Below are 12,596 nucleotides of genomic sequence, written 5' to 3' on the forward strand. Positions count from 1 at the left end.
GCAGTCTCCTCTGTCCAGAGTGGATCGGGCTAGCGCCGCGGGATCCGCAGCCAGTCGGCACCGGCGATCTGCCACCGGTTGGTGCCCGTCGCGAGCTTCACCGGCCAGCCCGCGATGTTGTCGTGGTGGGTCTGCCCAGGGCCGAACACGTACGGCGTGCCGACCATCGGGTCGGAGATCGGCTTCATCTCGCGCAGCGCCTTCGTCACCGATTCCCGCGTGATCTCGCCTTGCATGCCGTTCAGCACCTGCAGGAAATACTTCGCCGCGAGGTAACCGCCTTGGCTGAACGAGGTCAGCGGAATGTTGTTGCGCGTCATGAGATCCCGCCACTCCTTGGTGCGCGGGCTCGACGGGTCGGTGAACGGGTAGAACTCGGCCGGCACGTAAACGCCCTTGCCCGCTTCCGAAACCGCCTTCGCGTACTGTTCACTGTAGACACTCGTGAGCAGCAGCCAAGTCACGTCTTTCCAACCCTGTGCCTGCGCGGCTTTCAGCTGGCCGATCGAGTCGGGTTCGACGGGGTTGACCGTCACGGCTTTGCATCCGGCGGCGCGTGCCTTGACGATGTAGGGCGTGTAGTCGGAACCGTTGTACGGCACGGTCGCGTCGACGTACTTCAGTTTCTTGCCGGTGATCTTCGACCATTCGTCGATGGCCGCGCGGTAATACGGCAGCGTGTTCCCGGCGATTTCCAGCAGTGCGCACATGTCTTGCAGGTGCAGCACTTCGGAGCCGTACAACAGGGTCAGTGTCATGTCGTGGAACGGCCCGACATTCGCGGGGCCGATGTTCGGGCTGGTGAAACACGACGGGTCGACGCCGATGCCGGAGATGGAAAGCACCTTCTCCTGCTGGTAGTACTTGGCGTTGATCTGGCATTCGATGAGGCTGGAAGAACCGACGAGTGCGACTGCCTGATCGCCGCCGACGATTTCGCGCGCGGCGGCCGCCGCGGCGGCGGGATCGCCCTTGTCGTCGATGGCGTGGTATTCGATCTTGCGCCCGTGCACGCCGCCCGCCGCGTTCGCCGCGTCGAAGACGGCCTTGGCGGCCTGGGAGGATTCCGGGAAGGTAGCGGGTCCGCTCAGCGCGTTGACCGAGCCGACCACGATCGGTCCGTTCGGATCGGCGGTGCCCGCGCAGCCCGCCGCGACCAGCGTGACGAGCACGGCGGAGGCGAGCGCGGGCAGGAACTTTCTCATCATGGCTCGGCTTTCCGGTCCACAGTGACCAGAGGGGAGAGGGAAAGAGGTCGTGAGCGTTGCTGCCGGTTCTAACCGGGATGAACACTCACGAGGCGTTAGTCCGTCGCCGCGGCGACCGGAGCGGAATCCACGATCTGCTCGAAGCTCGCGACCTTGCCGCCGTCGAACTTCCACACGTGCGCGACTCGTGCGGTAAACGCCTTGCCGGACTTGCGATTCGTGCCGGTGTACGTCCCCAGTCCGACAATCGAATCGCCAGCGTCCAGCAGCGCGGACAGGGTGAACTGATAACCGTCCCAGTCGCGCGCGATCGCCTCGAAGACGTTGCGGCGCACCTCGTCCGGACCGGTGTAGGTGCCCGCGTAAGGGAATCCGGCGGCCTCGGTCCAGGTGGTGTCCGGGCCGATCGGGGCCAGCATGCCGTCGAGGTCGCCGCGGTCGCTCGCCTCGTAGTGCGCGGTGATCACGTCCATATTGGACACGGGAGAACTCCTTAGACAGGCTGGACGTCGGGATAGCTGATCGAACCGAGCGGGTAGATGTGCCCGCCCGCGCGGGAGTGCTCGGATCGGCCGTCGCCGGTGATGCCGAGGAAAACGCCGGTGGTGCGCAGGGCGTAGCCGAGGTCGTGCAGCCACACGCTGGCCACCGCGATCCGGAACTCGCGGAAGCAGAACAGGTACAGGCCGTCGGCGAACTTCCAGACAGTCGACAGGTCCACGTCGCCGTGCCCGCGCTGCACGCCCTCGACGCACTGCCAGCAGTAGCGTTCCGAGGAGAGATAAACGTGCTCGTACAGGTGGTTCGGGCTGTAGCGGTAGACGTTGCGCTTGCCGATGAGGTCCCGCGACGGACCGGGCACGTGGCCGGTCGGCTCGCCGCCGTCGGTGATGCCGGCGTGGAAGGTCTGCGAAACCCGCGGCGTGCCTTCGATGTCCTCGTCGCCGATCACCGACCGCACAGTGAGCGCGCGGTGCGTGGTGGTCGAGTAGACGATCGTGCGGGCTTCGCCTTCGACGCTTGTCATCGGCACGTTCACGAAAAAGACGTCGGGACGCACCGCGACCGCGTCGTACGGATCCTCGACGCCGTTGCAGGCAAGCCGTTCACCGTCGAGGAACCGCAGCTCGAGTTTCGCGCCGTCGTCGAGCGTGACGGTGAGCTCCCGGCCGGTAAGGTCCGCGCTGGGCAGCCGGTAGGTGTCGATCCCGGCGGCGAACTCGTCGTAGGTGCGCCATTCGTCAGGGGAAGGGTCGGACATGCCCATCATGCTCGCCGCGCCCCGGCGCGGGAGCGAACGTTCATGCGCTGGCGGGCAACTGCCGGACGCTCGCGGTCAACCCTCGTGAGCGATGCTAACCGCGATGGCCGCTCAGGACGCCTGTGCCCGCAGCCCGCTCGGCGACTCCCCGAACGCGGCCCGGAACACCCGCGAAAAGTGCGCCGCGTCGACAAATCCCCACCGCGCCGCGATGGCCGCGACCGGACGTGCCGCCAGCAACGGATCCCGCAGATCCCGGCGGCAATGCTCCAGCCGCCGCTGCCGGATCCACCCCGCCACGGTCGTCCCCTGCTCCTGGAACAACCCGTGCAGATGCCGCGTCGAGATGTAATGCTCCGCCGCGATCTGCGCCGGACCGAGGTCGGAGCGGGACAGATTCGCGTCGATGTAGCCGCGGATGCGCCGCATCAGGTCGTGGTGCGGGTCGGCGGCCGCGCGGTCCAGGTCGAGTTCGGTGGCCAGCATCGTGGTGAGCAGGTCGACCGCGTTGTGCGCCAGCCGGACGCCCACCGGGCTCGTCAGCACGTCCAGATTCCCGCCCAGCTGCGCCAGGAACGGCACCACGACGTTGCCGACGCCCTCGCGTCCGGACATCCGCACCGCGGTGAGCTGACCGACCAGATCCCGGGGCAGGTCGACCTTCTGCTGCGGGAACATCAGCACCAGCGTCCGGAAATTCTCTTCGAACACGAGCGAATACGGCCGGTTCGTGTCGTACAGCGCGACGTCGCCGGGCCGCAGCACGGCTTCGCGGCCGTCCTGGGTGAGGATGCCGGTGCCGGCCAGCATCACGCTCAGCTTGTAGCACGGCCGGTCGGAGCGGGCGATGAGTTCCGGCGTGCGCTCCACCTCGTGCGGCGACGCGGTGATCTCGGTGAGCGCGATCTCGCCCGCCTCGTGCGTGCGGAGCCTGCCGTGGAACCGGTCGCGGTGCTCGGTGCTCACCTGCAGCGGCACGAACGAGCGCAGGACCGCGGACCGGAATTCCGTGAAGTCCTGCGCGACCGCGGTCGGCGTCTGCAAGATTGCCGTCATCATGTCACCTCTCCGTCGAAGTGCCGATACCGCTGCTGGTGGTCCGTGAAGGGCCCCTTCCGGGAATCAGATTCCCTCAAGGAGCCCTTCACGGACGGAACGCACCTTAGACCTGTTCGCCCAGTTTGAAACCCTGGTCGGCCCCGTCGGCGCGGGTGTAGGAGAACCCGTCCGCGCCGATGGTCACGTCCATTTCCTTCGTTTCCGTGCGTTCGACGACCGGCTGAAGCTTGCCGTCGAGGTCGAGGACCCGCGAGGCCTCGGTGTACCAGCTCGGCACCACCGGATTGCCCCACCAGTCGCGGCGCTGGTTGTCGTGCACGTCCCAGCTGATCACCGGATTGTCCGGGTCGCCGGTGTAGTAGTCGTGCGTGTAGATCTCGATCCGGTGCCCGTCCGGGTCGCGCACGTACAAATAGAACGCGTTCGACACGCCGTGCCGCCCGGGACCGCGTTCGATCTGGTCCGATTTCCGCACCGCGCCCAGGTGGTCGCAGATGTGCAGGATCTGGTGCCGCTCGTGGGTCGCGAACGCGATGTGGTGCAGGCGCGGGCCCGCGCCGCCGGTGAGCGCGACGTCGTGCACGGTCGGTTTGCGGAACATCCACGCCGCGTACACGGTGCCCTCGTCGTCGCGGATGTCTTCCGACACGCGGAAACCGAGGCCCTCGTAGTAAGCCCGCGCGGCCGGGACATCCGGCGTGTTCACGTTGAAGTGGTCCAGCCGCGACAGCGCGCCCGCGCCGTGCACGTCGTAGCGCTGGGTGAAGCGCTCGACGTGTTCGGCCTCGTAGAAGAACTCGATCGGGAAACCGAGCGGATCCAGCACGCGCACCGCTTCGCCGATGCCGCGCGTCGTGCCCGCCGGGACACGGCGTACCTCGACGCCGAGTTCCCGGTAGTACGCCTCGGCGACGGCGAGTTCGCCTTCGCCGCGCACGCGGTACGCGAGCACGGCCAGCGCGGGTTCCGCACCCTTGCGCAGGATCAGCGAGTGGTGCAGATATTCCTCGAACGCGCGCAGGTATATCGCTTCGTCGTCCTCGTATGTCACGACGAGACCGAGAACGTCCACATAGAACTCTCGCGACGCTTTCAGGTCGCTGACGACGAGTTCCGCGTAGGCGCAGCGGATGACGTCCGGCGGGGTCGTGGTCATGCGTTGTCCTTCCCGGCCCCGAAGCGCGCCGTGTGCACGTCGCCGAGCGTGATGTGCACGGCCTGCTGTTCGGTGTAGAAGTCGATCGAGCGGTAGCCGCCTTCGTGGCCGAGGCCGGACGCCTTGACCCCGCCGAACGGCGTGCGCAGGTCGCGCACGTTGTGCGAGTTCAGCCAGACCATGCCGGCCTCGATGTTCTGCGCGAAGGTGTGCGCGCGGGTCAGATCGGCGGTCCAGACGTAGGCGGCCAGACCGTATTTGACGTTGTTGGCCAGCTCGAGCGCTTCCTCGTCGGTGTCGAACGGCGTGATCGCCACGACCGGGCCGAAGATTTCCTCCTGGAAGATCCGCGCGTCCGGCTTCACGTCGGCGAACACCGTCGGAGCCACGTAGTTCCCGGTGTCGAGGCCCTCCGGACGGCCGCCGCCGGCGAGCAGTTTCCCTTCCGTCTTCCCGATTTCGATATAGCTCATCACCTTGTCGAAGTGCTCCGGGTGCACCAGCGCGCCGACCTCGGTGGCCGGATCGTGCGGGTCGCCGACCACGATGTTGCGCGCGCGTTCGGCGTACCGGGCGCAGAACTCCTCGTAAATCGAGCGCTCGACGAGGATCCGGCTGCCCGCCGTGCAGCGTTCGCCGTTGAGCGAGAAGACGCCGAACAGCGTGGAGTCCAGCGCCGCTTCGAAGTCCGCGTCGGCGAACACGACGGCCGGGGACTTGCCGCCCAGCTCCATCGACATGCCCTTGAGGCCGGGCGCGCAGTTGCGGAAGATCGTTTCGCCGGTGGTGGTTTCGCCGGTGAACGAGATCAGCCGGACGTCCGGGTGCTTGACCAGCGCGTCGCCCGCTTCCTCGCCGAGACCGTTGACGAGGTTGAACACCCCGTCCGGCAGGCCGGCCTCGCGGAAGATGTCGGCCCACAGGCTCGCCGACAGCGGCGTGAACTCGGCCGGCTTGAGCACCACGGTGCAACCGGACGCCAGTGCCGGCGCGAGCTTCCAGCTCTCCAGCATGAACGGCGTGTTCCACGGCGTGATCAGCCCGGCGACGCCGACCGGCTTGCGGTTGACGTAGTTGACCTGGCGGCCGGGCACCTTGTAGGTGTCGTCGGCCTGCGCGACGATCAGGTCCGCGAAAAACCGGAAGTTCTCCGCCGCGCGCTGCGCCTGGCCGAGCGCCTGCTTGATCGGCAGGCCGGTGTCGAAGGTTTCCAGCTCGGCCAGTCGCGCGTCGCGGCTCTCCACGAGATCGGCGATCTTGTTGAGGATCCGGGCGCGCTGGCGCGGCAGCATTTTCGGCCAGGGGCCGTGGTCGAACGCCTCTTTGGCCGCGGCGACGGCGAGGTCGATGTCCTCGGCCTTGCCCGCCGAAGCCGTCATGTACGGCTTGTTCGTGACCGGGTCGAGCACCTCGAAGGTCTCGCCCGAGACGCTGTCGGCCGGCGCGCCGCCGATGTAGTGGCGGATGTGCTCCGGCAGGTTCTCCGGAACGTAGTGCGCGGTCATGGTCACTTTCCTTCCACAGCGAAGCCGTCGACGGGCGAGAGGTACTGCTCGCCCTGGCGCATCAGTTCGGTGATCCGGGCGATGCCCGGTTCGGTCGGGGTGATCAGCGGCGGGCGCACGAAGCCCGACCGGATGAGCCCGCGCTGCTCCAGCACCCATTTGCCCGGTGCCGGGTTGGTCTCGACGAACAGCAGGTCGACCAGCGGGTGCAAGCCGTAGTGGATCTCGCGGGCGCGGTCGAAGTCGCCTTCAGTCCACGCGCGATACATCTCGGCGCTGGCCACCGGGGCGATGTTGGCGGTGGCGCTCACGAAACCGGCGCCGCCGAGGGAAAGCAGCGGCAGGCACAGCAGTTCGATGCCCGACCAGACGAGCAATTCCTTGCCGCACAAGTGAAGGACGCGGGAGAAGTGCTCGAAGTCCTTGGTGGTTTCCTTGATCCCGACGAAGTTGTCGAAATCGCGGAACAGCCGCGCGACCGTCTCCGGCGCGAGGTCGACCGACGTCCGGCTCGGCACGTTGTACGCGACGATCGGCAGGTCCGGGAATTCCTTCGCGACCGTGGCGTACCAGCGGTAGAGCGCTTCCTGAGTGGGGCGCGCGTAGTACGGGGTGATGATCAGCGCGGCGTCGATGCCCGCGTCGCGAGCCTCGGCGGTCAGCTCCAGCGTCTCGTCGAGCTTCGCCGAACCGGTGCCGGGCATGAACGGCACCTTGTCGTCCACCGCCTTGGCGACCGTGCGGATCGTCTCCGCGCGCTCGGCCACCGTCATCGCGCCGGGTTCGCCGGTGGAACCGCCGATCGAGACGCCGTGCGAACCGGACGCGAGCTGCCAGTTCACCAGGTTGGTCAGGCTCTCGTGGTCGACCGCGCCGTCTGCGGTGAACGGGGTCATCAGCGGCGCGATCGAGCCGGTGATGGCGTTCGGGGTACTGCGGAACCTCATGGAGTGGGGTCCTTCCGGGTAGCTCAAGCGGGCGGGGCGGCCCGCCGGTCGAGGTAGGCGTCGAGGGTGGCGGTGCGGTGCCGTCGCGCGGCCAGTTCGAGTTCGAGCGGGTCGGCGTTTTCCTCGATCAGCACCAGCAGTTGTTCGTGTTCCTTGACGGATTCGTGCGCGCGGCCCGGGACGAAACTGAACGTCGAATCGCGCAGCGAGGCCAGCCGGTGCCAGCCGCGGTGCACGAGGTCGAGCACGTGCGGGTTCGGGCAGGGTTCGAAAAGGACTGAATGGAACTCTTGGTTCAACTCGGTGAACCGGTGCGGTTCGAAGTTTTCCAGCGACAGGCGCATCTGCTCGTTGATCGCGCGCGCCCGTTCGATGTCCCCGGGGGACAACTTCGGCGCGGACAGCGAGGTGGCGAAACCTTCCACCAGGGCAAGGGTTTGCATGGTGTGCTCGTAGGCGGTCTCGTCGACCATCACCACCTGCGCGCCGACGTTCCGCTCGAACGTGACCAGCCCTTCGGCTTCGAGCAGCCGGATCGCTTCGCGCACCGGGACGACGCTGACGTCCAGTTCCTTGGCGATTTGCCCGAGCACCAAGCGATAGCCGGGACCGAAGGTCCGGTCCGCGATCCGGTCCTTGATCCAGCGGTACGCGCGCTGGGATTTGCTTTCGCCTGCTACGGGCGCCACTGGGCGTACCTGGCCTTCCAGTGTTCGTTCATCGGGTACAGGCCGTCGACGCTTTCGCCGTTCGCGACCTGTTCCGCGATGAACGTTTCCTGACGTTCCTGTTCGATCGCCGCGTCCGCGATCTTTTCCGCCAGCTGCGGCGGAATGACCAGCACGCCATCGGAATCGCCGACAATCACGTCGCCGGGCTGGACGGTCGCGCCGCCGCAGGCGATGGTGACGTCGATGTCCCAGGGAACGTGGCGGCGGCCGAGCACCGCGGGGTGCGGGCCGGAGTGGTAGGTCGGAATGTCCAGTGCTGCCACCGCCGCCAGGTCGCGGACGCCGCCGTCGGTGACGATTCCGGCCGCGCCGCGGACCTGGGCACGCAGCGCGAGGATGTCGCCGATCGTGCCGGTTCCCTTTTCGCCGCGGGCTTCCATCACCAGGACGTCGCCGGGGTTGAGGGAATCGATGGCGCGTTTCTGTGCGTTGAAGCCGCCGCCGTGGGTTTTGAAGAGGTCCTCGCGGAAGGGGACGTAGCGGAGCGTCCTTGCACGGCCGACGAGTTTCGTGTCCGGACGCGTGGAGCCGAGGCCGTCGATGGAGACGTGGTTGTAGCCGTTTTTGCGCAGCTGGGCGGACAAGGTCGCCGTGCCTACGCTGGTGAGCTTGGTCTTGAGTTCTTCCGTGAGCACGAATTCCGCCGGGAGTCCCGCGGATTCCCGGTCGCCGTACGCCTGTTCGCGCTGGTTGTCGTCGATCTTGGGCTGGGCGCTGAACTCCGGGAGCGGCGTGGTGCCCTCGGTGACCGGCGTGACCAGGCGGCCGGTGGTCTTCTCGCCGTGGCTGACCTCGACCTCGACGACGTCGCCCGGCTTGACGACGGACGACCCGGCCGGGGTCCCGGTGAGGATGACGTCGCCGGGTTCGAGGGTGCTCAGCTGCGAGAGGTCGGCGACGAGGGTGCCGAAGTCGAAGATGAGGTCTTGGGTGGTGTCGTCCTGGACGAGCTCGCCGTTGACCCAGGTGCGGACGCGGAGGTTCTGGGGATCGACCTCGGCGGCGGGGATGGTGGCCGGACCGAGCGGGGTGAAGCCGTCGCCGCCCTTGGAACGGAGATTGGAGCCGCCGTCGGCGTGCCGCAGATCGTATACGCCGAAGTCGTTGGCGGCAGTGATGCTCTCGACGTGGTCCCAGCCTTGTTCAGGTGTGATGCGCCGGGCTCGCTTGCCGATGATCAAGGCGATCTCGCCCTCGAAAGCGAGGAGTTCGGTGCCCGCCGGGCGTTCGATCGGGGTGCCGGAGGAGCTGATCGAGGTGGCCGGCTTGAGGAAGTAAGAGGGCTTCGCCGGGGTCCGCCCGCGTTGCTTCGCGCGCGACGGGTAGTTCAAGTGAAGCGCGATGACCTTGCCCGGCCGCTCCGGCGGGATGTCGCTCGATACGGGACTCATGGGGGTTGACCTGCCCGGATGTCGTCGGGAGAGGAAGATATCTCAAAAGATATACGATCCTGGTGGGCGGGGCAAGGGTGGATTCGAGTCTTGCTCGGTAACGCCTGAGGGTGTGTCGCGGTGCATACGTGCTGGTCAGGGCGCGGTTGTTCGAGCGCGACTGGGGGCGAGCTGCTGACAATGCCTTGCTGTCGCCACTACAGTGACGGCGCGACCACGTACAGTCGTGCGGGGGAGGGGCGAGGATGAGGGGTCACTTCGACGCGTCCAACGTCGTTCAGGCGCTCGTGCGCCTCGACGACGTGCCGGATCGGTTGCCGGACCTCGTGTTTGTGCTGGTCGCTCCAGGAACAGACAAGCAGTCGGGCGAGCTTGAGGTTCGCCGTACGGAGCGGAACGAGCTCGCGGTCGCGGCGTACTCGTCTCTTGACCGGTTGGCCGACGCCTGCGGGAGCGGGCAGCCGTGGGTGCAGGTCACCCGGGAGCGGTTGCTTGAAACATGCCGCGAGCTGGACCTCGGCATCGTCGTGTTCGACGCCGTACTCGACCTCGTGCCGCGATATCCGGAAGTCGACAGTCGGGAGCAGCCTCCGCTGGAGCCAGCCGAGCCGCTGGCCGAACCGGACGGCCGGTGCTACGTGCCGTCGCGCCCGGTCCGGGCTGGTCAGCAGGTGGTGGAACTGGAATTGCAGCCGGTTCGCAACGGTCGGCCGGTGCTCCTGGCCTACACGTCGCCGGAACTGCTGGCCGCTGGGTGCGGGCCGTATCAGCCTTGGGTCGCGATCAACGGCGACGACCTCGAAGCCATCGCGAACGAGGCGGGAGCGCACGGGGTGTTGCTCAATCCCGTGCTCGCCGAAGAGTCTCGGCATGCCGCGCCCGTGCACGACTGGACGTCTCGGCCAGCGATCGGAGGGGAGTAGGCATGTCCGCGCCTTATGGGGACACGACCGGTTACAGTTTCACTGAGGGAGCGCTGAACAGCATTGTCAGCCAGCTCCGCGAAGGCGAGAAAGCACTCGACGAGGTGACATCGAAGGTCGTGCGCGGAGTCGATGCCGGCGCATCGTCCGCGATCGTCGGTACTGTGCTGGACGACCTTGTGAAACTAGGCGTCGGAGCGGCTGGCGCGGCCGGTGGTGCCGCGGGGAAGGTGCATGCCGCTATCGGTGCCTACGACGACATCGAAAACACCCATGCCGGGCAGCTCAAGCTCAACGACAAACACGCCGACGATCCGGATACGCAGCGGGAAACACACGTCCACGGCTGAAGGGGAGGTCAGCATGGGACAGGCGCTCAACACTACGGTGAACGGTTCGTCCGGCACCTGCGTCGCCGCCGCGGACTGGCTGCGCACCGTCGCCGAGGCAGGACATCGCGCGGCAGGCAATGTCCGCGCCGCACGCAGCGGTGCCGAGGCGGGCTGGCACGGACCTTCCAGCCAGGCGTTCCAAGAATCGATCGCCAACATCGACGTCGCTGCGGAAGACATGGCCAACTGGGCCGCGACCGCCGAACGCGGCCTCCGCGACTTCGCGTCGTCGCTGGACATGGTGACCGCCCGCATGAACGACGCTCTCGCCCAAGCCCGCGCGGCCGGTCTGCGGGTCGACGGCCCGTTCATCGTCGAGCCGGACCCGATCCCCGCGAATAAGCCCGGCACCCCAGTCGAGGTGTGCACCGCCGGTGGCGCTACCCGCGCGGTTGGCACCTATCAAGGAGATATCAAGCAGTACAACACCCTCGTCTTCCAGTACAACGCCAAAGTCGCCGCCTACAACGAGTGCAAGGCGATCGTTGACGCCGCGCGCACCACCGAAGGCAACGCGCACCAGGCACTCCGCCGCGCCCTCCAACCACCGTCAGGCCGGCTCGACATCGATGCCTATGCGGTGGGGACCACCACCATCGCCCGGGTCAACGGCTACATCAGCTCGTTCGAAAATCCGCGCAAGGAGGCGCTCCTCAACGCTCAGCGGTCCGCGGCCAGCGCGCAGTTCTTCGACGACTGGGCCCACGGCACGCGCATCAGCTTGACGGCGCTCAACAAAGAGGACCTCGCGTGGGCAGCCAGCAAGGCCCGGGACAACAAGGCTGCTTACGAGACTCGCGCGCAACAGTTTCAGCAGTACGTCGACAAGGTTCCGGAGCCGGTCCGTAAAGCAATTGCCGCCTATCCGGGAAAAGGCAAGTACCACGTCCTTCCTGAGGAAGCAGGGGCAAGCCTGAAAGCCGGGCAAAAGCTGCTCAAGGGAATGCCGTACGTCGGTAGCACGCTAACCGTGATCAACGAGGCTGCCGGGGCAATGAGCGGCGAGCAGTCCTGGGGCAAAGCCGTCGCGGATTCGGGCGGTTTGATCGTCGGAGGCGCAGCGGGGGCGGCCCTTGCGAGCGCAGGCGCGGGCGCAGCCAGCGGCGCTCTCTTCGGCACGCCGTTAGGTCCGGTCGGCTCTTTCGTGGTAGGCACGGTCGGCGGAATCGCCGGTGCGGTCGGGGGTCAAGCTGTCGCTGACTGGCTCGTGCCGAAATAACTCGAGGATTGCGATGACAGACGCAGCAGGGTCGGATGACGCCATGATCGACGCGCTTCCGCCGCGACCGGACAGAGAGACGGGCGTACCGTTCCCTCCGCCCGGTCTCAGTTACTTTCGCGGTGAGGAAGCAGCTCCGGAGCAGGACGACCGCCGGGAGGGCCAGCTGGCAGACCGGCCGGACCCGCCGCCGGGCCTGGGGCCCGCGCTTGCCTGGCATCGGGAGAGCCGCCGCGGGAAAATCGCGCTCATCCTGACCAGTGCGCTCATCCTGATCGTCGGGGCCATTGTCATTTCCTTGTTCCACCAGGGCGGGATCGGGATCTTGGCGGCGTGGCCGATCTGGGCGATTGTCGCCGTAGGCGTTTTCTTGATTTCCAGTCCGTTCAGTTACTTCACCTACGCGGCGGGCGCAGACTGGTTGATGGTCGAGCGCAGCCGGTGGGGAGTGAAGAGCCGGGCCTGGGTGGATATCTACGAACTGACGAGGATAGACGCGGCGTACGGCGGGACGACCTTCCATCTGTGGCTGTACGACAAGGACATGGGCATAACCCGCAGCAGCGAAGAACTCCAGCGCGATCGCCGGATCTGGGATCTGGTGTACAACGGGATCCTGCACTCGGTGGCGGGCGGTGCGCAGGTCAGCCCCCAGGCGATCGGCATTCTGCAGCTCAACAAGACGCCAGCGCTCAAGATCCGCGACTCTGACGACACCGGCCGGTAATGCCCCACCGGTGAGGCAGCATTCGTTTGTCGATCGGGATTTCTCGTTCGGTCGGATGGTCGAGTTGACGGTCAACT

General features: G+C 66.9%; 13 protein-coding genes. 4 read left to right on the forward strand and 9 right to left on the reverse strand.

Annotated features, from left to right (window positions below):
• Nucleotides 1-29: 29 nt before the first annotated feature.
• The 9 genes from ATK30_RS29910 to ATK30_RS29950 form a co-directional block, all read right to left on the reverse strand.
• Nucleotides 30-1,208: an ABC transporter substrate-binding protein gene (locus ATK30_RS29910; protein ID WP_244194770.1), complete on the reverse strand. Its 1,179-nt coding sequence runs from the start codon at nt 1,206-1,208 to the stop codon at nt 30-32.
• A 95-nt stretch (nt 1,209-1,303) separates the two neighbouring features.
• Nucleotides 1,304-1,690, reverse strand: coding sequence for a nuclear transport factor 2 family protein (locus ATK30_RS29915; RefSeq protein ID WP_101438330.1), 387 nt, complete (start codon nt 1,688-1,690; stop codon nt 1,304-1,306).
• 11 nt (nt 1,691-1,701) lie between these two features.
• Complete coding sequence (locus tag ATK30_RS29920; RefSeq protein ID WP_208637455.1) at nt 1,702-2,469, reverse strand: MoaF C-terminal domain-containing protein; 768 nt, start codon at nt 2,467-2,469, stop codon at nt 1,702-1,704.
• A gap of 111 nt (nt 2,470-2,580) precedes the next feature.
• Nucleotides 2,581-3,528 (reverse strand): AraC-like ligand-binding domain-containing protein, encoded by a 948-nt coding sequence (locus ATK30_RS29925; RefSeq protein WP_244194771.1) that lies wholly within the window; start codon nt 3,526-3,528, stop codon nt 2,581-2,583.
• A 103-nt stretch (nt 3,529-3,631) separates the two neighbouring features.
• Nucleotides 3,632-4,684: a 3,4-dihydroxyphenylacetate 2,3-dioxygenase gene (gene hpaD, locus ATK30_RS29930; RefSeq protein WP_101438332.1), complete on the reverse strand. Its 1,053-nt coding sequence runs from the start codon at nt 4,682-4,684 to the stop codon at nt 3,632-3,634.
• On the reverse strand, nt 4,681-6,189 hold the full coding sequence (gene hpaE / locus ATK30_RS29935; protein WP_101438333.1) for a 5-carboxymethyl-2-hydroxymuconate semialdehyde dehydrogenase: 1,509 nt from the start codon (nt 6,187-6,189) through the stop codon (nt 4,681-4,683). The genes hpaD and hpaE overlap by 4 nt, the downstream gene beginning before the upstream one ends.
• A 2-nt stretch (nt 6,190-6,191) precedes the next feature.
• A complete protein-coding gene (gene dapA, locus ATK30_RS29940) occupies nt 6,192-7,136 on the reverse strand; it encodes a 4-hydroxy-tetrahydrodipicolinate synthase (RefSeq protein WP_101438334.1) in 945 nt (314 codons plus the stop codon).
• 23 nt (nt 7,137-7,159) lie between these two features.
• Nucleotides 7,160-7,825, reverse strand: coding sequence for a GntR family transcriptional regulator (locus ATK30_RS29945; RefSeq protein ID WP_167442030.1), 666 nt, complete (start codon nt 7,823-7,825; stop codon nt 7,160-7,162).
• Nucleotides 7,813-9,258 (reverse strand): fumarylacetoacetate hydrolase family protein, encoded by a 1,446-nt coding sequence (locus tag ATK30_RS29950; protein WP_101438336.1) that lies wholly within the window; start codon nt 9,256-9,258, stop codon nt 7,813-7,815. The genes ATK30_RS29945 and ATK30_RS29950 overlap by 13 nt, the downstream gene beginning before the upstream one ends.
• A 245-nt stretch (nt 9,259-9,503) precedes the next feature.
• Here ATK30_RS29950 and ATK30_RS29955 point away from each other — a divergent pair, with 245 nt between their 5' ends.
• From ATK30_RS29955 to ATK30_RS29970, 4 genes are read left to right on the forward strand one after another with little or no spacing between them, the layout of a single operon-like run.
• A complete protein-coding gene (locus ATK30_RS29955; RefSeq protein ID WP_101438337.1) occupies nt 9,504-10,181 on the forward strand; it encodes an SAV_915 family protein in 678 nt (225 codons plus the stop codon).
• A gap of 2 nt (nt 10,182-10,183) precedes the next feature.
• Nucleotides 10,184-10,531 carry a hypothetical protein gene (locus tag ATK30_RS29960; protein WP_101438338.1) on the forward strand — a complete coding sequence of 116 codons (348 nt, stop codon included), beginning with the start codon at nt 10,184-10,186 and terminating at the stop codon, nt 10,529-10,531.
• A 13-nt stretch (nt 10,532-10,544) separates the two neighbouring features.
• On the forward strand, nt 10,545-11,792 hold the full coding sequence (locus tag ATK30_RS29965) for a hypothetical protein (protein ID WP_101438339.1): 1,248 nt from the start codon (nt 10,545-10,547) through the stop codon (nt 11,790-11,792).
• Nucleotides 11,793-11,835: 43 nt separating this feature from the next.
• On the forward strand, nt 11,836-12,519 hold the full coding sequence (locus ATK30_RS29970; protein ID WP_143271445.1) for a hypothetical protein: 684 nt from the start codon (nt 11,836-11,838) through the stop codon (nt 12,517-12,519).
• The last annotated feature ends 77 nt before the right edge of the window (nt 12,520-12,596 follow it).

This window comes from Amycolatopsis echigonensis, from assembly GCF_002846615.1.
Classification (GTDB): domain Bacteria; phylum Actinomycetota; class Actinomycetes; order Mycobacteriales; family Pseudonocardiaceae; genus Amycolatopsis; species Amycolatopsis echigonensis.

Coding starts and splice junctions, on each gene's coding strand:
- ATK30_RS29910 (WP_244194770.1), bottom strand. CDS start 1,208: ATGATGAGAAAGTTCCTGCCCGCGCTCGCCTCCGCCGTGCTCGTCACG.
- ATK30_RS29920 (WP_208637455.1), bottom strand. CDS start 2,469: ATGTCCGACCCTTCCCCTGACGAATGGCGCACCTACGACGAGTTCGCC.
- ATK30_RS29925 (WP_244194771.1), bottom strand. CDS start 3,528: ATGATGACGGCAATCTTGCAGACGCCGACCGCGGTCGCGCAGGACTTC.
- hpaD (WP_101438332.1), bottom strand. CDS start 4,684: ATGACCACGACCCCGCCGGACGTCATCCGCTGCGCCTACGCGGAACTC.
- hpaE (WP_101438333.1), bottom strand. CDS start 6,189: ATGACCGCGCACTACGTTCCGGAGAACCTGCCGGAGCACATCCGCCAC.
- dapA (WP_101438334.1), bottom strand. CDS start 7,136: ATGAGGTTCCGCAGTACCCCGAACGCCATCACCGGCTCGATCGCGCCG.
- ATK30_RS29950 (WP_101438336.1), bottom strand. CDS start 9,258: ATGAGTCCCGTATCGAGCGACATCCCGCCGGAGCGGCCGGGCAAGGTC.
- ATK30_RS29955 (WP_101438337.1), top strand. CDS start 9,504: ATGAGGGGTCACTTCGACGCGTCCAACGTCGTTCAGGCGCTCGTGCGC.
- ATK30_RS29960 (WP_101438338.1), top strand. CDS start 10,184: ATGTCCGCGCCTTATGGGGACACGACCGGTTACAGTTTCACTGAGGGA.
- ATK30_RS29965 (WP_101438339.1), top strand. CDS start 10,545: ATGGGACAGGCGCTCAACACTACGGTGAACGGTTCGTCCGGCACCTGC.
- ATK30_RS29970 (WP_143271445.1), top strand. CDS start 11,836: ATGATCGACGCGCTTCCGCCGCGACCGGACAGAGAGACGGGCGTACCG.